Raw genomic sequence first — 26974 nt, forward strand, 5'->3', positions numbered from 1 at the left:
CCGTGAACGGGAAGAGCGCGGGCACGTCAGGCGGTCGCAGCTTCCTCGATGGTCTTGCCGTAACGCTCCTTGAACCAGGCCTCCAGGTCTTTCTGCTCCTTGACGCGGTCGCTCTGCGCCTTGTCGAAACGCCCCATCTGCTTCAGGCCCGGGATCGCGTCGGCCCCATCGTCGCCGACCACGGCGGTCAGCTCGCCCGTCTCCAGGCTCACCGTGTAGTCGAAGGCCTTCTGCATGGCGGAGACGAAACGATGGCAGGACATCGTCTTGGCGGTGTAGTCGAAGGTGTAGTGGTCGGTGAAGTTCTCGCCGCTGTTCGGGTCGACCAGCTGGAAGGCTGCGGTCTTCGCCGCGGGATCGATCGTGACCTTCAAGCCGGAGTCCTTGAAGACCTTGGCCTGCAGGTCGGTGTCGACCAGCTTGCCGCCCTCCGGGGTGAGGCTCGGGGCGGCGGCCGGGCTGCTGGCGGCAGGCGACGACGCCGGCGACTGCCCGGTGCTGCCGCCCGAGCAGCCCGCCAGGACCAGGCCGGCCGCCAGGCAGGCGCTGAGCGTCGCGGTGAGCTTCCTCATGGGCGTGGGTGTGATGGTCATGGCTGTGCTCCTTGTCGTGGGGGTCAGGCGCCGTCCTCGCCGGCGCCCTCCAGGGCGGTGTCGATGTCGAATTGGACGTCCTCCAGGGTCTCGATGCGCTCGTCGCTTGCCTGCCACAGGTCACGACGGCTGGCTTCCAGCAGCCGGCTCGCGATCGCGGCGGTGGCGTGCGGGTTCGCGTCGCGGAGCCTGCCCAGCATTTCGGGGTCGCCCATGAACCGGTCGCAGACGGCGTCGAACATCCAGTCCGGCATCTCGCCGGTCGTGGCGGCCAGGCCCAGCAGGTTCGTGGTGCGGTCGGAGATCTCGCCGACGCCCTGGTGCCCGTGGGCGAGCATCGCATCGACCCACTTCGGATTCAGCAGCTGCGCGTACAGGCCCGCCCGGGCCGCATCCCCGGCCGTCGCGGTGTGCACGCGCCGCCCGGTGGTGTCGGTGACCAGCGTCGGCACGGACTCGCCGCGGGCCGCCGCCACCGACGCGCTCATCCCGCCGAGGAACTCGAAGAAGTGGTCGAGGTCGGTGATGTGGTGCTCGTTCGACGAGCGGCACTGCGCGACCAGCTGCACATCCGCCAGGTGCCCGCGGTACAGCTCCGGCACCTTGTCGCCGTGCCGGTGCCGGGAGTAGACGTGCTGGGAGCCGTTGGTGAAATGCTCGGCCAGCTCGGCGGTGGCGTCCCAGTTCCCGGCGTCGATCACGTCGGTCAGCCCGGTGGCGTACAGCTCCGGCGGCGGTCCGAAAACCCTCACGTGGCTCAGCTCCCCGGCCTGGCGTTCGTCCATGCCGCCGGCGACGAGCTGGTCATGGGTGGCGCGGGTGCGCGCAGCGACCGGATTGACCTCGGCGGGCTCGTCCAGGGCCGCGACCGCCGCGAACATGTCGTCCAGCTCCTCGACGAGCGTGCCGAACAGGTCGCGGAAGAAACCCGAGATCGTGACCACGACGTCCACGCGGGGACGTCCCAGCTCGGCGGCGGGGATCACCTCCCAGCCGGGCTGCCCGGGACGCCTGGCCCGGGCCCGCCGCACCCCGATCAGCGACATCACCTGCGCGTAGGTCTCGCCGTGGGTGCGGGTGGTCTCCAGCCCCCACAGCACCAGGCCGACGCAGCCCGGCCAGGCACCGCCGTGACCCTCCCGGTAAGCGTCGGTGATCTGCCGCGCCATCTCCTCGCCGCGCCGGGCCGCGAGGGCGCTCGGGACCTGGCGGGGGTCGAACTGGTACAGCGACGCCCCGCTGGGCAGCACCTCCGGGTTGCGGATCGCGTCGCCGCCGAGCCGCGCCTCGACGTGGCGTCCCGATAACGCCTTGTGCAGGAAGTCCCACTCCTGGTTGCCCGCGAACCGGGCCGCCAGCTCGCGGGAGCGGACGATGATCGCCTGCGACGTCTCGTCGCCGGCCAGCTGCTCGGCCGGTGTGTCGCTGGCCAGGGCCAGCTCGACGAGGTCCCGGGCGGCGTCGGCGTAGCGGGCCATGCTCGCCTCGTCGAGCTGCCGGACCTGCTCGGTATCGAGGCCGTCGGCGGCCGCCATCAGCTCGTAGCCGGGCGCCAGCTCGTCGACGCCGTTGCCGATCACTCCGCTGACCATGTAGGCGACCTCGTCCGGGCTCCAGCGGCTGCCGAAGACGTGCAGGCCGAGGGGGATCAGCTGGGCGCGCAGTCGTTCCAGTTCGCCCTCCAGCTCGTCGGGGTCGGTGGGCAGGTGCGCCTGCGCGGCCCGTTCCTGGAGCTCCGCCAGCTGGTCGTCGCTGGTCTGCGGCGCCGCGGCCAGGGTGCGCTGGTAGGCGGCCAGCAGGTCCGCGACCTCCTCAAGGTCGTCGTGCAGGCCGCCGGGGGTCATCACCGGCGACTGGTAGCTGACCATGGTTGCGTGCGAACGCCGCCGCGCCAGGAGCGCCTCGGCGGGGTTGCCGACGTAGTACAGGTAGACGTGGGGCACGTCGCCGATCATCAGGTCCGGGAAGTCGTGCCGGCTGACGGCGTTCTCCTTCGACTTGAGGAACTCGAACGTCCCGTGCGTTCCGACGTGCACGATCACGTCGGCCCGCCACACGTGCTGCAGCCACGTGTAGTAGGCCAGGTACTGCGGGTGCGGCGGGACGGTGTTGTCGTGGGCCAGGGAGCCGTCGGCCTCGGGGGCGCGGCCCGGCTGGATCCCGACCAGGACGTTGCCGTAGGCGACGTGCGGAATGAGGTAGTCGCCGGCCGCGTCGGTCATGAGCTGCGGGCCGTCGGCGGGCCAGGCCTGCTCCACGTCCCGCCATGCCTGGTCGTCGCCCAGGTCGGCGTGCGCCTGCCCGCGGGGGTAGACGGCCGGCTGCACCTGAGTGAGGTAGCTGGGGGAGTTGACCTGCCCGGCCATCAGGTCGGCGCGCAGCCGCTCGGCGCTCACCGGCTCGGTGCGGTAGCCGTGCTGGCTGAGGTCGTCCAGGATCGCGGAGATCGACGCCGCCACGTCGAGCTGCGACGCCGCCAGGAGACTGCCCTCGCCCGCCGGGTAGTCGTAGCCGATCACCGCCACCCGCTTGTCCTGGTTCGCCAGCCGCCGCAGCCGCAGCAGCCCCGCGACCCGCCCGGCGAGCCGGTCGAGCTGCTCGGCGATGACCTGCAGCTCGGAGGTGTCCACCCGGTGGCGTTCGTCATGCTCGGGCGAGGTCATGGCGGCGACCGGGATCTGGTTAATGGCGCCGTCGAACTCGGGCAGCATCACCGAGACCAGCACCTCCGACGGCCCCAGCCCGTGACTTTCGTGCAGCCACTGATCGGCGGTGGTGCGGGTCAGCAGGATCGGCGACAGGTAGGGCGCGCCCAGCCGGTTGAGGGCCTGGATGCCGTGCTCGGCGTCGCCGCCGGTGGGTCCTGCGCCGAACCGGAAGCTCATCAGCGTGACTATCAGCTCCGGTTCGAGGCCGGCGGTGGTGCAGATCTCGACGATCGAGTCGACGGCGGTCGCGGCGTCTGTCTCGATGGCGACCGGCAGCACCCGCGCCTGCCTTCCGAGGACCTCGGCGACCTGCGCGGCGACGGGTTCGGGGTCGGTGGGGTAGCTGTAGCCGTTGTACAGCAGCGCCACCACGGGACGGCCATCCGGGCCGCCGTGCGCCGCGAGGTAGTCGGCGACGCTGGTGTAGCGCACCCGGGTCGCCGGGTCGGCCAGGTACGCCCCCGGCTGCTGGACGCTGGGCTCGGGCACCTCAAGGTCCGCGTGTCCGCCGTAGTCGCGCAGCAGGGTGCCGAGCACGAACTGGGCGTCGCTGCCGTGCATCTTCCGGTACGCGCGGGCCAGGCGCGAGTACATCATCGCGTCGTGCCGCGCCCGGGGGTCCTCGGGGCCGTCGGCTCCCGGCCTGGGGGGCTTGCCGGCGGGGTGGGCGTCCTCCGGCTGGCCGGAGTCGGCGAGGAGCATGCCGGGCATGGCGCCCTGGGGCATCCGGAACCTGCCCAGGCGGGTCTGCTCCGCGAACTGCAGTCCGAAGGCCAGCAGGTGCCCGTGGTAGCCGGCCAGCACCGGGACCAGGACGTCGTACCACTCCGGACCCGAGCGCATCAGGTCCACGACCACCACGTCGGCCGCCTCGACGGCGGCGCGCATGGCGTCGGCGTCGGCATCGCGCAGCTCCTGCGACGCGTTGAACAGGGCCAGCTCGCCCCAGCCGGGGGCTTGCCGGTCGTAGTGCGCGGCGGCGGCGATGAAGCCACGCAGCGCCCCGGGGTAGTGGGTGATCACGACGACTCTCATGATGGATCCTTACCTTCCGGCCCTTCCGGCGAGACCTGGCCGGACACCCGGCGACGCGGCACGATCACAGGATGCCCCGATCCGGGGTCGGTTGTAACCCAGGCGTCGACGGCGAAGTTGCGTTCGACCTCCCCGGCCGACAGTGCCTCGGACGGGACGCCGTCGGCCTCGATCCGGCCCTGCCCCATGACCACGCAGCGGTCACAGTAGCGGGCCGCCTGCCCCAGGTCGTGCAGGACGGCGATCACCGTCAGCCCGGAACGCTCGTTGAGGCCGCGGACCAGGTCGAGGACGTCCAGCTGGTGGGCGATGTCGAGGTGGGTGGTCGGCTCGTCCAGCAGCAGGATCCTCGGCTCCTGCGCCAGGGCGGTGGCGATCCAGACCCGCTGCCGCTCACCACCGGACAGCGAAGCCACCCGCCGGTGTGCCAGATGCCCCACCCCGGTGGCCTCCATCGCCCGTTCGACCGCGGAGTCGTGGCGCGGCGGACCTGGCTGCCACCACGGCAGGTGCGCGTAGCGGCCGTAGCCGACCAGCCGCTCCACGGTGACGTCGCCGTCGGCCTGGCCACCCTGCCACACCACCGCCATCACCCGCGCGATCCGCGCCGGGGAGAGGTCCTGGACCAGACGGTCGTCGAGCAGCACCCGGCCGGCATCGGGACGCAGTGCCCCGCAGAGTGTGCGCAGCAGCGTCGTCTTGCCGCAGCCGTTCGGCCCCAGGACCCCATGCAGCGCGCCGGGGGTGAAGTCGACGTCGATGCCGTCGAGGATCCGCCTGCCGCCCAGGCTGACCTGGAGACCACGCGCGCTGAGCCCGGCCGGCATCACAGGGCCCTCCGCAGCAGGAAGAGGAAGAACGGCACCCCGAGCACCGCCATCATGATGCCCACCGGGATCTCGATGGGGCTGAACAGCGTCCGGGAGATCGTGTCGCTGATCATCACCAGCGCGGCCCCGAAGACGATCGCGCCCGGCACCAGTAACTGGTGCCTGGTGCCCAGCACCAGGCGCATGATGTGCGGGACGATCAACCCGACGAAACCCAGCAGCCCGACCACGCTGACGGCACTGGCCGCCAGCAGCGCCGCGATCGCCGTCAGCAGGAGCCGGTTGGCCTGCACGTTCATGCCGACGCCACGCGCCACGTCGTCGCCGAGCACGATCACGTCGAGCTGCCGCGTGACCAGCAGCGACGCCAGCAATGTCGCCAGCGAGTAGGGCCACAGCTGGCCGAACTCCGACCAGCCCTTCAACGTCATGGCGCCGTTCATGAACAGCAACGCGCCCTGGAGACGGTCGGAGAACAGCACCATCACCGCGCTGATGCCCGCGCCGCACAGCGCCGAGACCGCTACCCCGGCCAGGATCACCCGCATGGGACGGATGCCGCCCCGCCACGCCAGGGCGTAGATGACCACGGCCGCCAGCATGGCCCCGCAGAACGCCACCGGCGTGACGAGCGCCTGATGCTGGGGCAGCGCCAGCAGCACCACCATCCCGGCCAGCCCGGCACCCGACGAGACCCCGATGATCCCGGGGTCGGCCAGGGGATTGCCCATCACGGCCTGGAGGATCACGCCCGAGGTGGCGAGGTTCATGCCGACCAGAGCGCCTACCAGCACCCGCGGCAGCCGGATGTCCCACACCACCCCATGCCACTGGTACCCGGTCTCGCCGAACAGGGCGTTCAGCACCTGGCCCGGGTGGAGCGCCAGGGTGCCGCTTCCCAGGGCGAAGACGGCCCCGCCCAGCAGCAGCACCCCGAGGGCCGCGAACACCAAAGCCTGGTACCAGCCCTGTTCCCGAAGATCTCTGCCCGCCAGCGGCTGACTGGTCAAGGCTCCACCGGTGCCCCGAAGACGTCGGGATGGATGGTCGCGGCCAGGTAGGCCAGGGCGTCGCCGTAGTACGGTCCGGCGTTGAACAGGAAGTATTGCTGCGGCAGGTAGTGGATCCGGCCCTCGCGCACCGCGTCGATCGTCTGCCAGGCCGGGTTCGTCTCCAGCTGCGCCTGGAGGGTCTCGCGGGCCTGCTCGTTGCTGCCCATCATCGACGTCACGAGGACGTGGTCGGGCTGCTTGCTGACGATGTATTCGATGTCGAGGGGCGTGGTCTCCGAGCCGGGATTGTCGGGGGTGGAGCCGGAGGCGATGTTCGTCAGCCCCAGCTGCAGCGACATCTGCCCGGCGATGCTGTTGTCGCGTTTGACGGCCAGGCTCTGGGCGGTGACGAACAGGATCACCACGGACGCCTTTCGTCCCGGCACCTGGGAGAGCACCTGCTGGCACTGCGCGTCGATGGCGGCGATGCGCTGCCGGGCGGTCTCGGGGGATCCGGCCAGGGTCCCGAAGGCCTGGTAGGTCTGCCTCAGGTCGTCCAGGGACCGGATCTTCACCAGGATGGAGTTGATGCCCAGCTTCTGATAGGCCTCGACGGCTGCGTCGTGCGGCCCCTCGACGCCGACCACCAGGTCCGGTTGCAGGCCAGCGACGGCCTCCGAGTCGGTGGCGTAGGGCATACCGACCGACGGTAGCGCCATGATCGTGCCGGCGTAGTCCGCGCCCAGCCGGATGTTGTCGGTCAGCTCGGGACGCCCGACGGCGCTGCCTCCGGCGTCGTACCAGACGTTCAGCGGGGTGCCCGACAGGAAGACCACCCGTTCGGGCCGCCTTTCGAGGCTCACTTGCCGGCCGGTGGTGTCGGTGACGGTCAGCGGGAAGGACTCCGACGAGAGCGAGATGGCGGGGCTGGCGCTGGCCGACGGAGCCACCGAGGGCGCTGGGGACTCGGCGTCGGGGGCTGGCGTCCCACACCCGGAGACCACGACGAGCAGGCCTGCGATCAGGAACCCCAGGAAGCGTCGCAGCATCGTCCTCCTCCTCGGCGCGGTCCGGTCCAAATAGGAAACGTCAGCCTAGTCTAATTGGGGCCGCGGGCCTAGGGGTCGACGGGAGTGGGGGTCTCGGCCTGGGGGCGGCACCAGGCGATCACGTCCCGGCTGCGTAGGAAGACGATCAGCAGGATCGAAAGTATCAGCAGGGCGAGCAGCGGCATGATCATCAGGAACGTGTCGGTGAACTCTGTATCCATGGAGAAATCCCATTCTGCAATCAGGTATGAATACATGAAGACGATGAACCCGATCTCCAGCGCCGCGAGCACTGACTGCGCGGCTCCTGCTACCAGCAGGACGGTGCGATTCTTCTTCTTGAGAAACCGGATGCTGTAGACCAGCATGGCCACTGCGATTCCGCACGTGAGGATCTTCTCCGTATAGCTCAGGCCGTGGAGCCAGGCAATGAGGGTTGAATAGTCTTTGCCGGGTATCCTGTTCCCCGAGGAGTCGAATGTGTAGTCCAACGTGAGGCTATCGAACCTTTCGATGAACCAGGCGATCGAGATATTCGGGACGAGAATCCGGATAATGGCCAGGATGCCGATGGTGATTCCCAGGGTGGCTGCGGTGGTCACCTTGGCGGGAGCTGGGTCGGGGCGTGACGGCTGGTCGTTGATGGCTCTCTGGGGGGTGGTGTCCTCTGATGTCTGAGAGGTGGTGTGCTCTAGGGCCGTGTGCTGGGGTGCCGTCTTCTTCCTGAGTAGGAGGAGGATCAAGACCGGCAGTGCCAGGCCAACGAATTGCATGAAGGGGAAGGGGAAAGCGTACAAGAGGGAAGCGTACGAGGGAGAATAGATGATAAGAAGGAGAACAGATTCCAGTATTACTACTGGAGCCTGAATGAAACTGGCAACCAGTAGGGCGGTGCGCTTTCCGCTCTTACGAAGCCGGAGGCCCCCACGCAGCATGATCACTGCGATTCCGAGAGTGCAAATCGTATCGATACCGAGCACCAGAAGATGAGGTCTACCATATTCCCTGAAGCCGGCATCAACAAAGGAGCTTATGGCCATGCTAAGCATGACTGTACCCCGGATAATGCCCAGGAAGCCGGTGGTGATTCCCAGGGCGGCTGCGGCGGTCACCCGGGTGGGGGCCAGCTCAGGGCGTGGTGGCTGGTCGCCGACAGCCCCCTGAGGGGTGGCGTCAGCTGCGGTCGTGTGCTGCGGTGCCCGGTTCTTCCTGAGCAGGAAGATGACGATGAGGGTCGGCAATACTAGACCAATGGATTGCATCAAGGGGAAGGGTAAAGCGTACAAGGAAGCGGGCCCCATAGCCAAGGGCATTAAGAAGGCAGACTCCAATGACACCATTGCAATTTGAATAAACCCAGCAACCAGTAGAGAGTCGCGCCTTCCGCCTTTGCGAAGCTGGAGGCCGCCACGCAGCATGGTCACTGCGATCCAGAGAGGGCAGCCTACCTCGATGCAAGCCAGTAAATAAATGTGAATAAATGACTGCCAGTTATCAGCAGACCTGAAGAAGGGAACGATGAAAATAAGCGTGGCGGCGACCCGGAGAATGCCCAGGATGCCGTTGACGGTAGCGAGGGTGGCCGCGGCAGTAACCTTGGTGGGGACTTGCGGGGGTGGCGCTGTGGGCAGGGGGTGTTCTTGGTGGGCTGCTGCGTGGTGGGACGCCCCAGGTTGCCCGGCGTCGGTGGATGCCTGGTCGTCGCTGGCGCGCTTGGGCTCGTCCTGGGAAGGTGTCAGTGGCTCTGGGGTGTAGTATGTTTCTTCATGAGGTGTGGGGCTGGATTGCTGGTCGCTCATATGGGTGTCTCTTCTCTGAGTTGGTGAAAACAGCACCCTAACCCGGCTCCTGGCAGTTGGGGAACACGTATCTGAGCGTGTTGGGGTTCAAAGTGACCAGATGATGGGAGCGCTTACAGCATCCATCTAAAAATCCTGGTGCATCACGTCACCCGTGCGCCCCTGACCTTCCCGCGTTCCGCCACTCAGACGGATTTGGCCTCGCAGCTGCAGGTCAGAGCGGGATCGCGTGACTGAGCGTCGCATGCTGGAGTCGGGCCTCCGGCGGCCGGAGACCACGGCGGGCAGGAATCCCAGGAAACCTTGCAGCATCTTCTCGGTGCGATCCGCTCCAGGGTCTCAGTGCTGGGTGCGGCACCAGGTGGTCACGTCCCGGCTGCGGAGGAAGACGATGATCACAATCGGCAGTATCGCCATGACGAGCAGCACCATGATCATCACAAACATCTCGATGAATGGCACATCCATATAGGAACCTAGTTCTATAGTCAAGTAGGAATGTACGATAAGAAAGAAGACAATCTCCAGCGCCATGATCAGTGACTGTGCGGCTCCCGCTATCACCAGGGCGGTGCGCTTCTTGCTTTTGATGAGCCGGGTGCTGTAGATCAGCATGATCACTGCGATTCCGCACGTGAGAATCTTATCCCCGTAGTTCACGCCGTGGAGCCAAGCGATAAGAGCTGAAAACTCTTTGCCGGATATAAGATCTCCGGCGGAGTTAAACTTGTAGTGCGGGAAGGGGGTTCCATCGAGCACGCTGAGGAACCGGATGAATAAGATATTTGGGACGATGGCCCGGAATATACCCCAGGGCCTCGGCAAAGTCGTGGTGTCTGGGGTGTGGCTAGGTGTGATGGGGGCGTGGAGCCTGTGGATTCTGGGATGATGAGGGTTCCTACACACCTTGTCATCACCGAGAAATCACGAGGCCCCACGCGTGTGCTCATCATCCCTCACCATGCCTGTCTGCGGCCAGTCGCTGCTGGGCGTGTTCGCCACCATCGCTGACCCTCGGGGACGTCGTGGTCGCCGCCACGACCTGGCCGGGGTTCTTGCCATCGCTACAGCGGCGGTGTGTGCCGGTGCGAGCAGCCTGGTCGCGATCGCCGAGTGGGCCGCTGATGTTGGCCGCGATCTCCTGGCCACGTCGGGGCTGCTGCGCCCGGGGCGTCGAGTACCGTCGGAATCCACGATCCGCCGAATCCTCCAAGCCCTCGACGCCGACGAACTGTCCGCGATGGTCGGGGCGTGGCTGCTGGCCCGTGACGCCACCCGATGGAAGGGTCGCATGGTGGTGGCGGTCGACGGTAAAACCTTGCGTGGAGCGAAAACTCGTGACATGGCCGCGCCGCATCTGCTGGCCGCTGTCACCCGCGGCGGGATCGTGGCCGCACAACACCAGCTCCCCGCGAAGACCGGCGAGATCGCCGCCCTGCCGGTTCTGCTGGAATCCCTGCCACGCAGCAAGATCGTTGTCACCGCTGATGCGTTGCACACCCAGCGCTCCACTGCCTGCACCCTTACCGGGCAGGGTCATGACTACGTGCTGACGGTGAAAGGCAACCAGCCCCGCCTACGGACCGCGCTCAAGGCCTTGCCCTGGAAGAACATCCCCGCCCACCACAGCACGACCACCGGTCATGGCCGGCGCGTGAGGCGCACGATCAAGGTCTGTCAGGTCCCTGACTGGATCGACTGGCCGGGTGCCCGTCAGGTCGCACAGTTGCGCCGTACTCGCACCATCGACGGCCGCAAGACCGTGTGGGGGTGGTTTACCTGATCACCTCCCTCGATGCCCGCCAGACCAGCCCCGCTGACCTCGCTGACCTCATCCAGAGTCATTGGGGTATCGAGAACCGGCTGCACTGGGTCAGGGATGTGACCTTCGACGAGGACCGTCACCAGCTCCACACCGGGCACGGCCCCGCCGTGATGGCCACGCTACGCAACACCGCGATCAGCCTCCATCGCCTGGCCGGAGCTGTCAGCATCGCCGCAGCCCTCAGACACCACTCTAGAGACCCTCTGCGACCACTCCAACTCATCACCCAACCCCGACAAATCCCCTAGCCAACACGAAGAATGAAAGACTTTGCCGAGGCCCTGGGGGCTCTGTGGTTCCGACTTGGAGCTTTATCACGGAACATCAAAGTACTTGAGAGCCGGACAGACTACTTACCCACACCACTTTGGCCACGAGTGGGTCGGCACTATTGAGAAGCCCCCGCAGGACCCCAGCGCAGGGCATCTCACGCCCGGCGCAATCGTCACGGGGAGCACCATGCTGTCATGCCAGACCTGCGTTGCCTGCCAATCTGGTCACAAGAACCTTTGCCTCCGCGTCAGAGAGGTCGGCCTGTACGACCACCCAGGCGCTGCGGCAGGGCTACTCAATATGCCGGCATCTGCGCTAATGCTTCTCGACGACGCTGCCACTTCCGAACCACATCCAGCCCAAGTTCTCATCGAACCACTAGTCACTGTTCTTGAAGGAGTCGCGAAATGGTGTCCCTCACCCGGCAACCGCATCCTGATTGTCGGCGGAGGAACTATGGGTAGCCTAGCCGCGTTGGTGCTCTCGTACTATCCAGTTGAGGTTACGGTCTTTGAACCGGTGTCCTCTTCTCATTTAATTGACCTCGGTATAAATACCGTCACCGATCCAGAGGATATCAGCAGCGAATTCTATGATGTGGTTTGGGAGTGTTCAGGGGCTCGTAGCGCAACGGAAGACATGCTATCGCATCTCAAGGTCGGTGGAATTATACTACTTATAGGAGTTCCGTCTGCAGACACGCGACTTGACATCTCCGAGCTTGCGCTTAACGGACAAGCCATCTTCGGCGTCCGACACGGAGTAGATCACTATCCTGCAGCTGCTGAGTTCCTCCATCAACATTCACAGCAGGTCAATCACCTCGTGGATCGTATCTACCCAATTTCCGAGGTCAGAGCGGCATTTGAACGGCTCGAAGAACCTCGTGAACACCCGAAGGTTGTGTTGAAGATTGCCTGAGACAAGTACAGCCCTCGTCACAGGGGCGAGCAGCGGAATCGGAAGCGCCATTGCGCGGCGACTTACCAACGACGGCATCCGAGTGCTGATCGGCTTCCACTCTGGGAGGTTGCGCGCGGAAAGGCTCTGCAGTTCCCTGAATTCAATGGGAAAAGAGAAAGCAATTCCCGTGCATATCGACTTGAGTGATCCGCACAGTATTCCTGATCGATTCGACGAGCTCGCCAAGGATTTTGGACCAATTTACTATCTCGTTAACAATGCGGGAATAAATGATCGATCTTCAGGACTGACTCTCGACCCTATTCGCCTCGAAGAGATAATCGCAATCAACCTTTCATCGCCGTTATTGCTATCATCGGCAGCTGCATCTTATTTTGCTACGAATGATCTCCACGGCTCTATCGTCAATATCACCTCGGTGCATGATCAGATACCAATAACGGGAGGAGCGCAGTACTGCGCCTCCAAAGGAGGACTAGCCGTAGCTTCTCGCGCACTGGCCCTTGAGTTTGCTCAGTACGGCATCCGCTTAAACCTAGTAGCACCAGGTGAAACGGCGACCCCTATGAACGGAGTTCTTCATGGCTCTGACTCAGAGATTATCAGACGTCCGGCAATCCCGATGGGACGAGCTGCTCAACCAGCTGAGATTGCCAGCGCAGTCGCGTGGCTCCTCGGCTCGGAGGCGTCATACATGACGGGAGCAACGCTCTACATTGATGGGGGTCTCATGCTCACTGCTGCCGAAGAAAATGCTAAAGCAGCATACAATACCAGCCACATCCGTGAAAGGACACACTCATGAAAGCAGCAATAATCAATCGTACGGGACCTGCATCAGAACTCCGGGTCAGCGATGTCCCGATACCAGAGCCAGAGTCTGGGGAGATCCGGGTGAAGGTTGCGGCGGCGGCCGTCAACCCAGTCGATATCAAGACTCGTTCTGGGTTCCTGAAAATTGACCTCAATTTTCCTGCCATTCTTGGTTGGGACGTGGCTGGGGCTGTTGATGCCATCGGCGCTGATGTCTCACGATTCCACGTAGGAGACCAAGTTATGGGCATGGTTGCACAACCAGTACGCGGCCAAGGAACGTACGCAGAATATGTGTGCGCACCCGAGGAGCTATTTGCCTCCGTGCCTACAGGCCTTGGTATCCAAGAGGCTGCAGCCGTGCCTCTGACTGTGCTCACGGCTGCTCAGATGCTGAGCAAGCTCAATTTACCTGATGACAACACGCCTGTTCTTGTTACTGGAGCGGCTGGAGCAGTCGGGCGAGTTGCCGTGCAGTGGCTTCTGCAAGCCGGGCATCGGGTGGCAGGCCTGGCTCGGCTCAGTGATACCGATGACCTTGTTGCTCTTGGCGTCGAAACTGTCTATGATTCAACGACAGAAATCCCCGTAGCAGCATTCGATGCAGTCATTGACACCGCTGGAATCCCGGAAGCCATCTCTAACGTGAGGGATGATGGCAAGTTTGTATCGATCACAGATAACACTCAGCCTCAACCTGAACGTGGAATAATTCCGATGAAAAGCTATGTGCAAGAAAATGGACAACAGCTCGCTGAGATCGCGGATCAAGTGGCACAGGGTAAACTTTCTGTGCCAGCGGGTCCCGTCTACCCACTCACCCAAGTTGCCAATGCCCACGCTGATTTTGAGTACGGAGGCATCCGCGGAAAGGTGCTACTGATCCCATGACCCAACCACAACAGATTACGTTAGCCGTTCCTGACGTTGAGACAGCCGCTGCATGGCTGTCGTCTATCATCGGTAAGCCCACAGGCAGTGACTTACTCTTCACCTTCGATCCAGGCGTGGAGCTTAAGCTCAAAGCATGCAGTCCTGAGCCTCGAAAACCGCCATCGATCACCGACCTGGGAACGCTTCACATATGTTTTCGTGTCGATGGGATCCACGAAGTGGTAGACCGGATAAATGAGCTCCCTAGAACCAAAGCACTTGGTGACATCATTGAGATACCAAATGGGCCAATCCAAGGGAACAAATGGATCTATTTCCAGTCGCCTTGGGGGAGTCTCTTTGAACTTCAGGAGTGGCCTGATCCTCCTGCTTACACTAGTGGGAGCAACAAACGCCTATATCATGAGCATCCACGACAGAAGCCAGGAGCGCTTCCTGGCATCCGTGGCCTCGATCATGTGGGTTACAGTGTCGCAGATCTTGACTCAACCATCGCGAATCTGACAAAAAAGGCCGGTGCCCAGTATGTACTTGGTACCGAGCTGACAGTTGATGAAATATTCACTCGTCGTCAGTTTGGTATCGATGTGGCCTGCACATCAACCATGGCCATGGTTGTTGCGAATGGCCTCAATATTGAATTATTCAAGCATGGGGTTTTTAAGCAGGAATTACCCCGCAGCATCGATGAATTAGGTGGACACTCGCTGGCGCTCTCCGGTATTCAGTGGGCATCTGATATCTCAGACATAAAGGAGTCCCATCACTGATGGTAACTCTAGAGTGCTCTGCGCTGCTATTCGACTTGGACGATACGTTGGTCCTCTCGACGCCATCAATTGAGGCATCGTGGCATGAGTTTACAGACCGGTATGGTATCGATTTTGACAAGGTCCGTAAGCTATTGCCTGGGCGACGTGGACGTGACATTTTATCCACTATCATGCCTGAGCTGACTGCGGAGCAAGTGGCCGATGAGCTCAAAACTATCCGCTGCAATGAGATCGCTGCGGCAACGACCATAATGCCAGTACCCGGAGCAGCGACCTTGATTCATTCACTTCCAAGGCATCGCTGGGCCGTCGTGACTGCAGCGCCAAGGAAAGTAATGGAATCCCGCCTCTATGGAGCGGGCCTGCCTATTCCTGCGGTCGCGGTCTGTGCGGAGAACGTCCGAGAGGGGAAGCCATCGCCAGAAGGATTCCTCGTAGCTGCGCAAGAATTGGCGGCCGACCCGGCCCACTGTTTGGCATTCGAAGATTCGGCGGTCGGCTTCAGAGCACTCAAGGAGGCGAAAATTATGACAGTCGCAATCGGGAAAAGTCCACATGTGCATGGCTGCGATATCATTGCCTCCATCCCTGATTATGAGGGGATTATGATCAAGGAAATGGACAGTTGCATACGGATCGTAGTTCCATGAATGCCTTCCTTGTTGACATCGGAGGCACTTGGACGCGGTTCAGATATGGTGGCCAGGTTGAGCGTATCTCAACACCCAGCAGGTTGCATCATCCGCTGAAGTCTAGCGATGCTCTTATCCAGGAGCTGGTTTACCTCGTCGCAGAGCGAGCTCCAGCGTGCGTGGATGCATATATTTCTCTCGGCGCAGCCTACGATCCTGAAGTAGATATTGCCTATGGTTCAGGGCCTCTCTGGGGAGCGGGACGCTATGAGGTTCCCTTTCGCAGACTTCTCGAAAAGCGGCGGCCTGATGTGCACTGGTCGGTATCTAATGACATAACAGCTGGTCTTGCACATTTCGCTAAGCAGTACGCTCGATCCGAAGATCGATATGTGATGTACATTACAATCAGTAGTGGTATTGCACTTCGAACTGCGCACCTCCCTACGGGGCAGATTGATGTCGATTCGGAGGGCCTTCAAGGAGAAGTCGGACATTTGCCAGCTACCTCAAGTGCAGCTGACGCAGTGCGTGGTCTAGCGTGTGAATGCGGTGGAGTGGGGCACATCGCCTCGATCTCTGCGGGTCCTGCCATACCGTATGTCGCCGAACGGCTCGGCATTACAAGGAACAGCCAGGAGATATACTTGGATGATGGGTCGCCTTCTAGGACGTGTGAAAGCTTGCTCCGAGTCATAATTGAGCCGATTGCGAACCTCATCCGTACGGTACGCGTCCTCCAACCGCACGTCGATCTGATCGGCATCGGTGGTGGCGTTCCCTCTGGAATTGGAACTCCATACAAGCGCGAGCTTAATCGTCAGCTATCTGCTGTCCAGTCGTATTCGGACGGTCACTTCAAGGAACACCCAAGATTACATGTGGTTTCTTTTGACCAAGTCTGCCCCGAGATCGGTGCCGAGCTTATGGCGCAGGGATATCTCAGAAATATAAGATAGAAAAAGAGGATGATTATATGGATAAGCATAAAGCTGTTGTTCGACGTGGAGATCGTTGTGCAATTGACTATCTGAACAAGGACGAGGCGGAGGCTGGAGAACTTATTGTAGCTCCGGAGAAAGTTAGCATATGCGGTACAGATATGCAGATTCTTCGAAAGTTACGAGATGACCCAGCTTTGGTTGTTGGTCACGAGGGGCTTGCAAAGATTGTTGAAGTTGGGGAGGGAGTTTCCGGATTTGAGGTTGGCGACCGTGTTACCGTAAATCCCACCCACCCTTCTGATCCGAGTTTTCTTCTGGGACACAATCTAAATGGTCTTTTACAGCAGCGTGTTCGCATACCTGAAACAGCGGTTTCTGGCGGGTTGGTGTCGCGCATATCATCTTGTATTCCTTCAGCTCGAGGAACGCTTATCGAGCCCTTGGCTGTGGTTATCTATGCCCTGGAATGCCTCCGTTTCGAGACCCCCGATGCCCTCCTCATCCTTGGCGATGGCCTGATAGGCAATTTGGCGGCGGTCGTCGCGCCTCAAATACTTGGAGAACAGATTTCTCTTGGTATGGTGCATAGGTCTGAACTGGGAGTTAGATGGACACGGGCCTTTGAGCCGCGTGTTGTCAACGGCCGCACTGTCGCGGATCTTGAATCTGCCTTAGACGGCCGTATTTCTATGCTGTCTGCTACGCATCGAGCCGGAACGGCGCCAGGCTTGACTGAAGTAGCGCAAACTTTCGGCGCGCGCCTTACTGCCGTGCATCTCGTGGGAGGACTTTCCCCTCATACTGTAAGTCCAGAGTTTCCTGGTGTTGATCTGTATGGTGTCCGCGTCGCAAATACAGGTGGCTTATGGCCTCCGTGCCGTGTGACTTTTAGCGATTCTGAGCGATCGATGGTCGTTACTGGAAATCGTGGTGTTTCGAATACCAGGCTAGAAGCCGCATCGAAATTACTTGAGGAGCCGGATTTTGGGGGTAAGGTGGACTGTCTTATCACCCATGACCTCCCTTTCGAGAAGGGTGTTGAAACTCTTAATGTAATGCTATCGACGGGAACCAGGGTGGTGAATGGTGAGCTAGTAGTTCGCTTGGTGCTCGATATGCTCTGAATTTTGCGAGGGATTCCATGGGGGCCATTTATGGCTACCTACAGTCGGGGCCTGGCAAAAATTGCACTGTTCCCGAGGCTCCCATGAATAAGCTTCATTGGGGGTTATCTATGAGGAGCTTTCGATTCAGTAAATGCCCTTGTCGGCGCGGGTTTTCCTGTGGCTGTAAATAAACTTTATTAGTCACGACTTGCAGTACTTTGGTGACGATCAGTAGGGTAACGGCAATGCCGAGAGTGCAGATTGCCTCAGTGGATACGAGCATGAACCCAGTGTTCTCGTAGGAGCTGCCTGCTGACGCGCGGATCCGGGGGTTGCTGAATACTACAGCCAGCAAGAGGAACGTGGCTATGGCGCGGAGTATCCCCAGGGACCCATTGACGATTCCCAAGGTAGCTGCCGCGGTTGCTTTGCTAGGGCGTCCGTTTGGAGTGGGGGTGTAGTAGGGAGAGCCGGGAGGCATTCCCTGGAAAGGCGGCTGCCCATAGAGCTGACCCGGCTGAGTCTGTAGCTGATAGGTCAGAGAATCGAGGGGGATTTCATGGTGCCGGTCGTATACTGCCGTTTTTCTCGTCGTGAGGACGTCGAGGAGCACGAGGCTCAGGACCAGGATGATAATCAGGATGGTGACGCTGGTTTTTGCTCGGTCATTGCTTGATATGTGTCTGCATACTGCGAGAGCTTTTCCATTATTTAGGCCACCCCGTCGGGTTATCGTTTGAGAAGGCGCGGATGCTACGTCCGCCTTTCCCGTATCGAGGCAGCGGACCTGAATCAGGACGGCGGGGCGGACGGTCCTCTCGGGGTCAGGTCGGGGGTACCCCTGCTTGACAGTGTCTGGTGTTTGGGGTTGGGTGTTCCCCATGGATAGTGAAGGTGGGAAGAAACCTCGTTCCAGGCGCTGGCTGCGGCGGCTTGGTATGGCGGCCGTGGTGCTGGGTGGGGTGAAGGTTGCGGATGTGGTGCTCACGGCGCGGGAGCGGGCGGATCATCCGGCTCCGGGGCAGTTGGTGGATGTCGACGGCCACAAGATGCACGTCCACACCACTGGTCAGGGTGACACAAGTATTGTTCTGCTTCCAGGTCTTGCCGTCCCGGCTCCGGATTTGGATTTTGAGCTTTTGGTGAGGGAGCTGTCGGGGTGGGCGACGGTGACGGTGGTGGAGCCCTTCGGCTACGGGTGGAGTGACGTGACCGATTCTTCTATGCTTCCTCGGGATATTGCGCGGGATGTTCATACCGCGTTGCATGCCGCTGGGGTGAAAGGCCCCTATGTGCTGATGGGGCATTCCATTAGTGGATTGACCTCCCAGGCCTTTGCTGATCAGTATCCCGACGAGGTCGCCGGCTATGTCGGTTTGGACCCGACTATTCCCCATGCGAAATTTTTCGACAGCCAGGCGGGTCCCGCGTTTCCCCGGTTTTATTTATGGGTTTTCAGGCCTATGGTGCAGGCTGGGTGGATGCGTATTATTACGGCTTTCAGTGGTGCTGATCCCTCGTTTATGTTCGGGGCCAGCTCTGCGGATGGTTATAGCAAAGAGAATCTTGAACAGCAGCGGATGCTGACCAACTGGATGATGCTGAGCGCGAATGTCGACCGGCAGGCGACCGTTCTTGGTGAAGCTATCGCGCAGACCCGGGATCTCCGGTTTGATGAGAAGCTGCCGGTGTTGGTCTACACCGCTGCGCAGACACGCGATGCCGCATATACGGATGCGGAGATTGCGGAGTATGTGGGCAGTGGTCCTTGTCGGCGGTCGGTGATCGTCGATGCCAGCCACTTCGTCCATCACACCGAGTACAAACGCATTAGCGAAGGCACCCGCGCCCTCATGACCGAATGCCACCGATAACCGGCGTGCTGGCCGCTTCCGTCTTTGACTGGGGCTTGACGGGTTTGCCCGCCAGGCCCGGCGCCGCGAGGGGACGTGAGGTGAAGGGGATTGAGGGGCTGGCCCTGGTTGGTTCAGGGGTTGACCCTGATGACGCCGCGCGACCTGTGGGATTGACTGTTCACCATGGAAGTTGAAGGTGAAAAGAAACCTCGTCGTAGGCGCTGGCTGCGGCGGCTTGGGGTCGTGGTGTTGGTGCTGGTGGTACTGCTGGCCGGTATCAAGGTCACCGACATGGCGATGACCGCGTACGAACGCGCGAGCCATCCGGCTCCGGGGCAGTTGGTGGATGTCGACGGCCACAAGATGCACGTCCACACGGTGGGGGGGGGTGATACGAGTATTGTTCTGCTTCCGGGTCTTGGTGTCCCGGCTCCGGATTTGGATTTTGAGCCCTTGGTGAAGGAGCTCTCGAAGTGGGCGACGGTGACGGTGGTGGAGCCCTTCGGCTACGGCTGGAGCGATGTCACGGACTCTCCCATGTTGCCATCGGATATCGCGCGGGATGTTCACACCGCGTTGCATGCCGCAGGGGTGAAAGGCCCCTATGTTCTGATGGGGCACTCCATCAGCGGATTGAACTCTCAGGCCTTTGCTGATCAGTATCCCGACGAGGTCGCGGGTTATGTCGGCCTAGATCCCTCCCTCTCTAATGCGAAGTTCTTCGAGAATCGCACAGAATCTGGTTCTCCCTGGTATTTAAATTTGGCAGTTCAGGCTGGATGGACACGGATTTTCCAGGCCTTCCGGGGTACGGATCCCTCTCTGATTGGAGGCAGCAGCGCCGACGGCTACAGCAAGGAGAACCTCGAACTACAGCGAATGGTCATCAACTGGAGTGCCCTGAGTGCGAATATCAGGCGGCAGATGGCTGTCGATGCGGAGGCTTTCGCGCAGACCCGGAATCTTCGGTTCGATGAGAAGCTGCCGGTGTTGGTCTACACCTCTGCGCAGACACGCGATGCCGCATATACGGATGCGGAGATTGCGGAGTATGTGGGCAGTGGTTCTTGTCGGCGGTCGGTGATCGTCGATGCTAGTCACTTCGTCCATCACACTGAGTACAAGCGTATTAGCGAGGGCACCCGGGCCCTCATGGCCGAGTGCCGCCGCTAGCCTGGGCTGCGGTGCCCCGGTCTTGGTGAGGGCCTGGTGGGTTCGCCCGCCAGGCCCTCGTGGTCGTGGCAGACTTGCCACCATGGGTTCCACCGCCGGCTTTGCCACCTACATCGTCGAACAACTCCGGGACGTCAGGGAGGTCTCGACGCGCCGCATGTTCGGGGAGTTCGCCCTCTACGTCGGCGTGAAGGTGGTGGGTTTCATCTGCGACGACCAGCTCTTCCTCAAACCCACCCCCGAGGGTCTGGCGGTGCTGGCGGACAACGACCTGGACCCCGAATACGCACCCGCCTACCCGGGATCGAAGGACTACCTGCTGATCGACATCGACAGCTCCGAGATTCTCTGTGACCTGGTCCGGGCCACCGCTGACGCCCTTCCCGTCCCGCCCCCGAAGAAGCCCCGGAAACGGCGACGTGCGAAGGACGACGCTGAAAAATAAGTGGGATATGCCTTCTCGGGTCCGGGGAAAGACCGTCATCTGAAACGGGGATCTGGAAGTTACGCATGTTAAAATCCGGCCATGGCATTCGTGGAGGCTATCGTCGTCCTGGCTCTCTTGTATTTCATTGGGAGAAGTGTTTATGGCAAACGGACGAATAGAAAATTCAGTCTGCTTTCCGTCTTGGTGAACTTTTTCATCATCATGGTCACGAACGCCGTGATCATGCTCCTCGTGCTGGCTGTGCTGGCGCTGTTGATTGGCGGTGTCGGCCTGATGTTTGGGGATAGCGACGAGTTCTTCTTCGTCGGGGTGAACGAGAGGGTCGCCACCGGTCAGCTTCTGCTGCTCACCCTGATTGTTATCCTAGCGACGGCGATACTGCAATTCCACCTTCGCAAGAGGCTGCCGCCGAAGGTTCAGACGCTGCTTCATATGAGCGATGAGGACTACGTCATATGTGAATACTATATCCAGTGGGTGACGTTTTATCTGGTGGTGTATCAGATCGTATTCAACGGCTTCTCATCCGTTCTCAAGGCTTTATTGGAAAATCAGTCGATCGAGCACTATTTCTCCGTGATCCTCTCCCCGTCGAACATCAACCTCGTGATGCAGCCGGTCCTGATCGCCTCTTGGGTTGCCGTGGTAATGGAGAAGATCCACCATGCGCGAACGAAGACCGTAGAAGATGGCGACGACCCTGCTTCAGGCGTAGCGCCCGCGTGACTGCGGTCAGCTGACGCCCAGCATGGCCTTGAGGTCGTCGGTCAGTCCTTCGACCACGACCTCACCGTCGAGACGACGGAACTGTTCCGGCGTGACGGCGACGCGCTGCAGGTCGACGACTCGCCTGCCCAGGACCTCGGTGTGGAGGCCATTCAGCTCGTAGCCCGCGCTGCGGGAGACACCCAGCGACGCCTCATTGCCCACCACCGCTTCCGACTCAGCGCTGCGCGCCCCCAGATGGTCGAACGCGAAGTGCAGCATCAGCTTGCGCATCCATACGCCCCAGCCCTTGCCCTGATGCTCAAGAGCCAGCCACGACCCCGAGTGCACCACACGGCGTTTCGCGAAGTCCTCCGCCAGGACGTCCTGGCAGCCGACCAGCACTCCGCCGACATACACTCCGAAGGCCAGGGTCCAGTCCTCCGGCCGGAAGCTCGCGCGCCAGCCCCAGTGCGCCTGGACGGCGTTGCGGCGCCGCTCCGGCAGCGGCGACTCGTACCAGGGAAAGACCCAGTCAGCGTCCTCGTCGGCGAAGACCGGGCCGCTCAGCAGGTCCAGGTACTCGGGCAAGTCGGCGTCACGGAACACGCGCAACGTCATGTTGCCGTGACTGATCCGCAGCCCGAACGGCGGGTAGGCATCGACCAGCGGGTCGAGCGGGTCGGGTGCGGTCATGGGTCCTCCATATCTCCGGATCTCCGGGGTCAGTTTGCTGGCCCTATATCTCATTCGCTGGGCTTATTCACGTTTGCCTGTGCTGTGAGGCCAGCAAACGTGAATAAGGCCAGCAAACCGGCGGCAAGGCCAGCGGAAAAGATTAAGGCCAGCGAAAAGCAGAGCAGAAAAGTAGGGAAAAGCAGAAAAGAGAAAGCAGGAAAAAGGCAGGACGGCGGGGTCACAGCCGTAGGGCACGTGGCGTCCTACGACTTCACCACGAACATGAACTCCCGGCCGTCGGTCAGGCGTGGCAGCTGCTCTGCCAGCAGTCTGACCATCCGGGGCCGCATCGCGGTGGTGTTGCCGCCGATGTGGGGGCTGATGAAGGCGTTGTCAGCCTGCCACAGGGGGTAGTCGTCGGGCAGCGGTTCCGGGTCGAAGACATCGGAGGCCATTCGCAGCCGGCCGGCGACCACCTCCGCGGTGATGGCGTCGGTGTCGACGACGGGTCCGCGGGCCATGTTCACCAGCAGTGCGTCGTCGGGCATCAGCGCCAGCTCTTCGGTGCCGATCAGGCCGCGGGTGGCATCGGTCAGCGGCACGATCAGCACGACGATGTCGGCGTGCGGCAGCAGCTGTGACAGCTCGTCGATGCCGTGGATGTGGCCGTGCTCGTCGTCGCGGGCGGTGGTCGCGACCCGCGTGATCTCGACCTCGAACGGCGCCAGGCGTGCCCGGATCGCCTCGCCGATGGCACCCGTCCCGACGATCAGCACCCGCGAATCCGCCAGCGCCCGGGTGGACGCCGACTGCCAGCGGCGCTCCCGGGCCCAGCGCGGCAGCTCACGCTGCGCCGCCAGCATCAGCCCGACCGCCAGCTCCGCGGTGGACGCTTCATGGACGCCGCGCGCGTTGGCCAGGGCGACGCCGTCGGGGACGATGTGCAGTAGATTGTCGTAGCCGGCCGATTGCGCCTGCACCAGCCGCAGCCTCGGCAGGCCGGCCAGCGACCGCCAGGCCGGGGCGGGCCTGAAGTACGGGACGACGGTGGCGGCCACGTCATCGGCTTCGCCGCCGAGGACATCGCGGACGGGGGAGTTCCAGTCCCAGATGCGCAGCTCGACACCGAGCTTGTCCGCGGGGGTGTGGGCGGTGAGAGCCTCAAGGAGCTGCTGGTCCGGCAGGGTCACAATCATGTCCCGAGTCTAATCAGCGCGGCATTGCCTGAAGGTGATCCGCCAAGAAGTTAACCCGGTGGCAGGTGGATGGGTAACGCCGATGCGCTGCCCGTGCTCTCAGCATCGCCAGAACGTCTCTTATTTACTTCATCACCGCTCATGCTGGTGGAGCCTCTAAGCTCCTTTCCATGAGGTCGATCCATCCGCAGGAAGTGCAGGGGGACCCCTCAGCTGTGCGCTGGGTGGTCCACACGGGAACCGATGACGTGGTTGGCGAGATCGCGACCGCGCCAGGTCCCTTCGGGCAGCTGCTGCGCGACGGCGTGATCTCCCTGGCCCTGCTGGAGGTCGAGGGCATCTGGACCTGGCTGAGACCAGGACGTGACTGGGACGACTGGGGTCACAGGGTGCGCGATGCCATCGCGGGATCGCTGGACCACAGCGGCTGGGAAATCAACGGCGACTCCGCCGACCTGCTGCGCCTGGTCGCCAGCGACGTCGTGGACAACGACCTGGCCAGCGTCATCGAGACGGCCAGCACCACCGTCCAGGTGGTGGAGAACGACGCCACCTGGCTGCTGCTCGACCTCGGCCAGCTTGAGGAACGCGACCCCACCGCCGCCGCGGAGCTCCAGCAGCACATCGAGCTGCTGGTCCGGCTGCGGTACCCACCCCTTGCCAGGACGTCGCGAGTGGGCGGTCCTGCGATCAGCCAAGGTCCGGCGGGCAGCCAGATCATGATGAACAACACACCACGCCGGGCGCTCTGGACCGGAGAGTGAGCACCCCCGGGCCGGGTGGCGACTCGTCCGGTCCGGTGATTTTCCTAGTCAACGGAAGTTAGGTTTTGCGACACTAACCCTCGTAAATCTTGCAAGGCAAGGCGTTGCTAAGTTCGCGACCATGAGGAACGAGACACCTTATACCGCAAGGACACTCGCTGACCTGAAGGTTGGTGCGACTGCGCGCATCACCGGTTTCGACGGTGACGACGTGATCAGTCGTCGGCTCTTCGACCTCGGTTTCGCCCCGGGACTGAGCTGCACGCTGGAGAGACGCGCGCCACTGCGCGACCCGCTTATGTTCAGCGTCGGCGGAACTGAAATCGTGCTCCGCCATTCTGAGGCTTCGAGAGTGCTGGTGCAGTCATGACCTGCCACGACGAGCACTCCGCCCCCGTCGCCACCGGACTGCGCCGCTTCGTGCTGGTCGGCAGCCCCAACTGCGGCAAGACCACCCTGTTCAACGCCCTGACCGGGCTGCGCGCCAAGACCGGCAACTATCCCGGCGTCACCGTCTCCCGCTACGAAGGGGTCCACAAACACGGCGATGCCGAGGTGATCATCGAGGACCTGCCCGGCACCTACTCCCTCGACCCGATCAGCCCAGACGAAGAGGTGGTGACCGAGGTCCTCGACGCGGGCGAGTCGGTGCACTCGCCGATCTCCGGGCACATCGTGCTGATGGACGCCACGCAGCTGCGCCGCGGGCTCGGGATGCTCGCCCAGGTGCTGCAGCGCGAACGCCCGACCCTCGCGGTCCTGACCTTCACCGACGAGCTGGCCCGGCGCGGTGGCTCTGTCGACGTCGATGCCCTCTCCCGGGCGGCCGGGGTGCGCGTGCTCCCCGTTGTCGCAGGTGACAGGCGTGGCGTCGACGCTCTGTCCGAGGCCTTCACCGAGGTCGGCTCGTGGCCCGCGCCCATCGTCCCGCCGCCGACCGGCCACGAGGAGGTCGCGTCCTGGGCTGAGTCCGTGCTGGAGAGCGCCAACTACCGCGCCCCGGGTGCCGACGAGCGCACCCGCCGCCTCGACCGGGTGCTGCTGCATCCGGTGTGGGGGACGTTGATCTTCTTCGCGACGATGTACGTGTTCTTCCAGATCATCTTCACCATCGCCGCCCCCATCAACGACGCCTTCGAGGGCTTCTTCGTCTGGCTCGGTGGGTTGGCGAAGGATCAGATCCCGATCGACTGGCTGGCCTCCCTCGTCGGCGACGGCATCTTCGCCGGCGTCGGCGCGGTGGTGGCGTTCCTGCCGCAGATCACGCTGCTGTTCCTGATGATCGCGCTGCTGGAGGGCAGCGGCTACCTGTCCCGGGCCGCCTTCCTGATGGACCGCGTCATGGGCATGGCCGGGCTGGAGGGACGCGCCTTCGTCGCCCTGCTGAGCTCGGTGGCCTGCGCCATCCCCGGCATCATGGCCACCCGCACCCTGCCGTCGGCCAAGGACCGCATTGCCACCATGATGGGGGCGCCGCTGATGACCTGCTCCGCGCGCCTGCCCGTCTACACCCTGCTGATCGGGATTATGGTGCCTGGAGACCTGTTCTGGGGACCGTTCCAGGCGCAGGGCACCATCATGTTCGGGCTCTACCTGCTCGGCGCGGTCTCCGCGATGGTCGCGGCGTGGGTGTTCAAGCGCATCGTCGGACGCGGCACCACGCAGCTGCCGTTCTACATGGAGATGCCGTCCTACCGGCTACCCAGCTTCCGCACCGTCGTCATCGCTGTGTGGGACTCCTGCAAGGCGTTCCTGAAGAAGGTGTCGGGGATCATCATGGTGGTCACGATCGTGCTGTGGGCGCTGCTGAACTTCCCCACCCCCAGCGAGGACGCCATGACCGCCGCCGGGGTGGACGTCGGCGACGACGCGGCTGTGACCGCCTACACCCTCGACAACTCCTACGCCGCCGGGATCGGCCGGGCCGTCGCCCCCGTCTTCGACCCACTCGGCTTCGACTGGCACATCAACATCGGCGTGATCAGCTCCCTCGCGGCCCGCGAGACGGTGGTTTCGACGCTGGGCCAGGTCGCCGCGGCCGAGGACCCGGAGGATCCCGGGGACTCGCTGGCGCAGATGACACACTCCGACGGCCCGCACGCCGGTGAGCTGGTGTTCACGCCGAGCACGATCGCGGCGCTGCTGGTGTTTTTCGTCTATGCGCTGCAGTGTGCCTCCACCCTGGGCGTGATGAAACGCGAGACGGGCACGTGGCGTTGGTCGGCCATCGCGTTCGTCTACATGGGGACGCTCGCCTGGGTGTTCGCGTTCGCGGCGAAACTCATCGTGGGGGCGTTCACATGACCAGGCCGCTTCCGATCCATCCCGAGGCCGTCCCCGGCGACCCGCAGGCGGTGCGGTGGGTGGTGCCCACCGGTTCCGTCCCCGTCGGGGAGGTGCGTGGCGCGCCCGGTAGTTTCGGGTCGATGCTGGAATACGGGGTGATCTCCCGTGCCCTGGTGGAGGCCGATGGCGTCTGGACCTGGATCCCGTCCGACCAGGTCTGGAGCCGGGTCGGGTCCAAGGTCCGTGACGCCCTCGTCGCATCCCTCGGGGACGAGGGCTGGGACGTCGAGACCGGATCCGCCGACCTGCTGAGGTACATCTCCCGTGACGTGGTGGAGCATCAGCTGGCCGCGTACATCGCCAGCCACGGTGGGCAGATCCAGGTGGCCGACAATGACGCCGAGACGGTGGAGGTCGACTTCGGCGGGGCCTGCGAGGACTGCCCCGCCGCCGGCCAGACCCTCCACCACCGCATCGAGACCGCCATCCGCGCTCGCTATCCACGTTTGCGGACCGTCAAACGGGTGGGGGACGACGACAGGAAGAACGGGAAGAAGAGCGGCCTCACCTGGCTCAACTTCCCAGGCCGCAAGCCAAGGTCCTGACCGCCGCGCCGCCTACGCGCTGGATCTCGCGCTGACGTCGTCCTTCAGCAAGCCGGGGTCCTGACCACCGCGC

The 26974-nt window shown here is 62.8% G+C and carries 26 protein-coding genes; 17 read left to right on the forward strand and 9 right to left on the reverse strand.

Annotated features, from left to right (window positions below; genetic code table 11):
* Positions 1-26 precede the first annotated feature (26 nt).
* The 7 genes from SK1NUM_RS00170 to SK1NUM_RS00200 form a co-directional block, all read right to left on the reverse strand.
* Complete coding sequence (locus tag SK1NUM_RS00170; RefSeq protein ID WP_212323856.1) at positions 27-593, reverse strand: hypothetical protein; 567 nt, start codon at positions 591-593, stop codon at positions 27-29.
* Positions 594-616: 23 nt separating this feature from the next.
* On the reverse strand, positions 617-4336 hold the full coding sequence (locus SK1NUM_RS00175) for a cobaltochelatase subunit CobN (protein WP_212323858.1): 3720 nt from the start codon (positions 4334-4336) through the stop codon (positions 617-619).
* Positions 4333-5163 carry an ABC transporter ATP-binding protein gene (locus SK1NUM_RS00180; protein ID WP_212327314.1) on the reverse strand — a complete coding sequence of 277 codons (831 nt, stop codon included), beginning with the start codon at positions 5161-5163 and terminating at the stop codon, positions 4333-4335. The genes SK1NUM_RS00175 and SK1NUM_RS00180 overlap by 4 nt, the downstream gene beginning before the upstream one ends.
* Positions 5163-6176, reverse strand: a complete 1014-nt coding sequence (locus SK1NUM_RS00185) for a FecCD family ABC transporter permease (protein ID WP_212323859.1) — start codon at positions 6174-6176, stop codon at positions 5163-5165. The genes SK1NUM_RS00180 and SK1NUM_RS00185 overlap by 1 nt, the downstream gene beginning before the upstream one ends.
* The gene (locus SK1NUM_RS00190) at positions 6173-7207 is read right to left on the reverse strand and encodes an ABC transporter substrate-binding protein (protein WP_212323861.1); all 1035 of its coding nucleotides are present in this window, start codon (positions 7205-7207) and stop codon (positions 6173-6175) included. Before SK1NUM_RS00190 ends, SK1NUM_RS00185 begins: the two co-directional genes overlap by 4 nt.
* A gap of 68 nt (positions 7208-7275) precedes the next feature.
* Positions 7276-8469, reverse strand: coding sequence for a hypothetical protein (locus tag SK1NUM_RS00195; RefSeq protein WP_212323863.1), 1194 nt, complete (start codon positions 8467-8469; stop codon positions 7276-7278).
* Between the two features lie 876 nt (positions 8470-9345).
* The gene (locus SK1NUM_RS00200) at positions 9346-9765 is read right to left on the reverse strand and encodes a hypothetical protein (RefSeq protein ID WP_212323864.1); all 420 of its coding nucleotides are present in this window, start codon (positions 9763-9765) and stop codon (positions 9346-9348) included.
* A gap of 202 nt (positions 9766-9967) precedes the next feature.
* Between SK1NUM_RS00200 and SK1NUM_RS00205 the strand changes: the two genes are divergently transcribed.
* The 13 genes from SK1NUM_RS00205 to SK1NUM_RS00260 all read left to right on the forward strand — a co-directional run bounded on the left by SK1NUM_RS00205 (position 9968) and on the right by SK1NUM_RS00260 (position 21393).
* Positions 9968-10789: an ISAs1 family transposase gene (locus SK1NUM_RS00205; RefSeq protein ID WP_244980176.1), complete on the forward strand. Its 822-nt coding sequence runs from the start codon at positions 9968-9970 to the stop codon at positions 10787-10789.
* Positions 10777-11079, forward strand: a complete 303-nt coding sequence (locus SK1NUM_RS15095) for a transposase (protein WP_244980175.1) — start codon at positions 10777-10779, stop codon at positions 11077-11079. The genes SK1NUM_RS00205 and SK1NUM_RS15095 overlap by 13 nt, the downstream gene beginning before the upstream one ends.
* A gap of 22 nt (positions 11080-11101) precedes the next feature.
* The gene (locus tag SK1NUM_RS00210; RefSeq protein ID WP_223927664.1) at positions 11102-12025 is read left to right on the forward strand and encodes a zinc-dependent alcohol dehydrogenase; all 924 of its coding nucleotides are present in this window, start codon (positions 11102-11104) and stop codon (positions 12023-12025) included.
* Complete coding sequence (locus SK1NUM_RS00215; RefSeq protein WP_212323868.1) at positions 12018-12833, forward strand: SDR family NAD(P)-dependent oxidoreductase; 816 nt, start codon at positions 12018-12020, stop codon at positions 12831-12833. The genes SK1NUM_RS00210 and SK1NUM_RS00215 overlap by 8 nt, the downstream gene beginning before the upstream one ends.
* The gene (locus tag SK1NUM_RS00220) at positions 12830-13732 is read left to right on the forward strand and encodes an NADP-dependent oxidoreductase (RefSeq protein ID WP_212323870.1); all 903 of its coding nucleotides are present in this window, start codon (positions 12830-12832) and stop codon (positions 13730-13732) included. Before SK1NUM_RS00215 ends, SK1NUM_RS00220 begins: the two co-directional genes overlap by 4 nt.
* Positions 13729-14505: a VOC family protein gene (locus SK1NUM_RS00225; protein ID WP_212323871.1), complete on the forward strand. Its 777-nt coding sequence runs from the start codon at positions 13729-13731 to the stop codon at positions 14503-14505. The genes SK1NUM_RS00220 and SK1NUM_RS00225 overlap by 4 nt, the downstream gene beginning before the upstream one ends.
* Entirely contained in the window at positions 14505-15158 is a 654-nt protein-coding gene (locus SK1NUM_RS00230; protein WP_212323873.1) for an HAD-IA family hydrolase, read from the forward strand. The genes SK1NUM_RS00225 and SK1NUM_RS00230 overlap by 1 nt, the downstream gene beginning before the upstream one ends.
* Positions 15155-16099: an ROK family protein gene (locus tag SK1NUM_RS00235; RefSeq protein ID WP_212323875.1), complete on the forward strand. Its 945-nt coding sequence runs from the start codon at positions 15155-15157 to the stop codon at positions 16097-16099. The genes SK1NUM_RS00230 and SK1NUM_RS00235 overlap by 4 nt, the downstream gene beginning before the upstream one ends.
* Before the next feature lie 17 nt (positions 16100-16116).
* Positions 16117-17208: an alcohol dehydrogenase catalytic domain-containing protein gene (locus tag SK1NUM_RS00240; RefSeq protein WP_212323876.1), complete on the forward strand. Its 1092-nt coding sequence runs from the start codon at positions 16117-16119 to the stop codon at positions 17206-17208.
* An 863-nt stretch (positions 17209-18071) separates the two neighbouring features.
* Positions 18072-19064 (forward strand): alpha/beta hydrolase, encoded by a 993-nt coding sequence (locus SK1NUM_RS00245; RefSeq protein ID WP_212323877.1) that lies wholly within the window; start codon positions 18072-18074, stop codon positions 19062-19064.
* A 165-nt stretch (positions 19065-19229) separates the two neighbouring features.
* Positions 19230-20219, forward strand: a complete 990-nt coding sequence (locus tag SK1NUM_RS00250) for an alpha/beta fold hydrolase (protein ID WP_212323879.1) — start codon at positions 19230-19232, stop codon at positions 20217-20219.
* Between the two features lie 82 nt (positions 20220-20301).
* Positions 20302-20664 (forward strand): TfoX/Sxy family protein, encoded by a 363-nt coding sequence (locus tag SK1NUM_RS00255; protein WP_212323880.1) that lies wholly within the window; start codon positions 20302-20304, stop codon positions 20662-20664.
* 81 nt (positions 20665-20745) lie between these two features.
* The gene (locus SK1NUM_RS00260; protein ID WP_212323881.1) at positions 20746-21393 is read left to right on the forward strand and encodes an SA1002 family membrane protein; all 648 of its coding nucleotides are present in this window, start codon (positions 20746-20748) and stop codon (positions 21391-21393) included.
* A 6-nt stretch (positions 21394-21399) separates the two neighbouring features.
* On the opposite strand, the gene SK1NUM_RS00265 is transcribed toward SK1NUM_RS00260, so the two are convergent.
* Both SK1NUM_RS00265 and SK1NUM_RS00270 read right to left on the reverse strand, forming a co-directional pair.
* Positions 21400-22068, reverse strand: a complete 669-nt coding sequence (locus tag SK1NUM_RS00265) for a GNAT family N-acetyltransferase (protein WP_212323882.1) — start codon at positions 22066-22068, stop codon at positions 21400-21402.
* Positions 22069-22313: 245 nt separating this feature from the next.
* The gene (locus SK1NUM_RS00270; protein WP_223927666.1) at positions 22314-23246 is read right to left on the reverse strand and encodes a 2-hydroxyacid dehydrogenase; all 933 of its coding nucleotides are present in this window, start codon (positions 23244-23246) and stop codon (positions 22314-22316) included.
* 170 nt (positions 23247-23416) lie between these two features.
* Between SK1NUM_RS00270 and SK1NUM_RS00275 the strand changes: the two genes are divergently transcribed.
* The 4 genes from SK1NUM_RS00275 to SK1NUM_RS00290 all read left to right on the forward strand — a co-directional run bounded on the left by SK1NUM_RS00275 (position 23417) and on the right by SK1NUM_RS00290 (position 26901).
* Positions 23417-24010, forward strand: coding sequence for a hypothetical protein (locus tag SK1NUM_RS00275; protein WP_212323883.1), 594 nt, complete (start codon positions 23417-23419; stop codon positions 24008-24010).
* 121 nt (positions 24011-24131) lie between these two features.
* Entirely contained in the window at positions 24132-24380 is a 249-nt protein-coding gene (locus tag SK1NUM_RS00280; RefSeq protein WP_212323884.1) for a FeoA family protein, read from the forward strand.
* Entirely contained in the window at positions 24377-26314 is a 1938-nt protein-coding gene (gene feoB, locus SK1NUM_RS00285; protein WP_212323885.1) for a ferrous iron transporter B, read from the forward strand. Before SK1NUM_RS00280 ends, feoB begins: the two co-directional genes overlap by 4 nt.
* The gene (locus SK1NUM_RS00290) at positions 26311-26901 is read left to right on the forward strand and encodes a NifU family protein (RefSeq protein ID WP_212323887.1); all 591 of its coding nucleotides are present in this window, start codon (positions 26311-26313) and stop codon (positions 26899-26901) included. The genes feoB and SK1NUM_RS00290 overlap by 4 nt, the downstream gene beginning before the upstream one ends.
* Positions 26902-26974: the final 73 nt, after the last annotated feature.

Source organism: Arachnia rubra, assembly GCF_019973735.1.
Lineage (GTDB): Bacteria > Actinomycetota > Actinomycetes > Propionibacteriales > Propionibacteriaceae > Arachnia > Arachnia rubra.